Annotated in this window: 3 protein-coding genes and 1 pseudogene; all 4 read left to right on the top strand. The window is 41.3% G+C overall.

From position 1 onward, the window contains the following. A partial coding sequence (gene secE / locus ACS8FD_RS14255) for a preprotein translocase subunit SecE (RefSeq protein WP_439276345.1) occupies window positions 1-146 on the top strand: 146 nt, incomplete at its 5' end. Window positions 147-205: 59 nt separating this feature from the next. After that, complete coding sequence (gene nusG / locus ACS8FD_RS14250) at window positions 206-736, top strand: transcription termination/antitermination protein NusG (protein ID WP_299217938.1); 531 nt, start codon at window positions 206-208, stop codon at window positions 734-736. 92 nt (window positions 737-828) lie between these two features. After that, window positions 829-1,260 carry a 50S ribosomal protein L11 gene (gene rplK / locus ACS8FD_RS14245; protein WP_299217936.1) on the top strand — a complete coding sequence of 144 codons (432 nt, stop codon included), beginning with the start codon at window positions 829-831 and terminating at the stop codon, window positions 1,258-1,260. Further along, window positions 1,260-1,516: pseudogene (locus tag ACS8FD_RS14240) on the top strand (50S ribosomal protein L1); the annotation flags it as partial. The gene rplK and the pseudogene ACS8FD_RS14240, both read left to right, overlap by 1 nt.

The raw sequence follows: 1,516 nt of genomic DNA, 5'->3' as shown, positions 1-1,516 counted from the left end.
TTGAATTACGTCGTGTCACCTGGCCTGGTAAAGACGAAACCTTTCAATACACATGGCAAGTGATTGTTGTGATTGCGATTGTAGGTCTTTTTATTTGGTTGTTGGATAACTTTTTTAATTGGTTTGTTGGTATATTTATTGGTTAATAAGAGCGTATTAGTCTCTTTTGACCCAAACTTTTACTTATAGCGATTAGGAGCGTGATATGCGTTGGTATATTGTCCAAGCGTTTTCAGGATATGAAAAACAAGTACAACGCTCATTAATCGAGCGTATTAATCGTAGTGACTTCGCAGAAAATTTCGGTGATGTATTGGTTCCTACCGAAGAAGTGGTGGAGATGAAAGACGGTAAAAAACGCAAAAGTGAGCGTAAGTTTTTTCCAGGATATGTATTGATTCAAATGGAAATGAACGACAACACTTGGCATATTGTCAAAGACTGTCCACGCATTATGGGCTTTGTCGGTGGCACTCCCGAAACACCTGCGCCAATTACGCAAGTAGAAGCAGATCGTATTCTAAACCGTTTGAACCAAAATGAAACCAATCCGCGTCCAAAAACATTATTTGAGCCAGGCGAAGAATTATTGGTCATTGATGGCCCATTTACTGACTTTAAAGGGTTGGTAGAAAAAGTAGATTACGAAAAATCTAAATTGCAATTAACGGTAAATGTATTTAATCGACCGACTCAGGTTGAGCTTGAGTTTAGTAAGGTTGAAAAGCTAGACTAAACCCGCAAAAAATTCATCAACAGGGGAGCTGTTAATCAATAACGTTACCATATGATATTGATTTGGCGCTATCACCCATTTAGGAGAGTAACATGGCTAAGAAGATTGATGGTTACATCAAACTGCAAGTGCCTGCAGGTAAAGCAAATCCTTCACCACCGATCGGTCCAGCATTGGGTCAAAAAGGTGTGAATATCATGGCGTTCTGTAAAGAGTTCAACGCTGCGACCTCTAACCAAGAGCCGGGTCTGCCGATTCCAACTGAGATTACAGTCTACAACGACAAGTCTTTTACCTTCATTATGAAGTCACCACCAGCTGCGTTCTTATTGCGTAAAGCTGCTGGGATCGCTAAAGGCTCAGGTACGCCTAATACTGCTAAAGTCGGTAAAGTTGATCGTGCGCAACTAGAAGAAATCGTTAAGACTAAAAATGCAGATTTGACTGCTGCTGATCTTGATGCTGCTATTCGTACCGTTGCTGGTACCGCTCGTTCAATGGGTATTACCGTGGAGGGTGTATAATGTCTAAGTTAACCAAACGCCAAAAAGAAATTAACAGCCGTATCGATAACGAAAAGCAGTACACTATTGAAGAAGCGGTACAAATCTTAAATGATTTACCAGCGCTAAAATTCAAAGAGTCTATCGACATCGCTGTAAACTTGGGTGTTGATCCACGTAAATCTGATCAGGTCGTTCGTGGAGCTACTAACCTACCTGCGGGTACGGGTAAAACCAAACGCGTTGCAGTATTTGCTCAAGGTGCTGCTGCTGAAGC

The organism is Psychrobacter sp. 1U2 (assembly GCF_051847575.1).
Note: the sequence above shows the minus strand (reverse complement) of the source record. Positions and strands in the feature narration are given on the sequence as shown.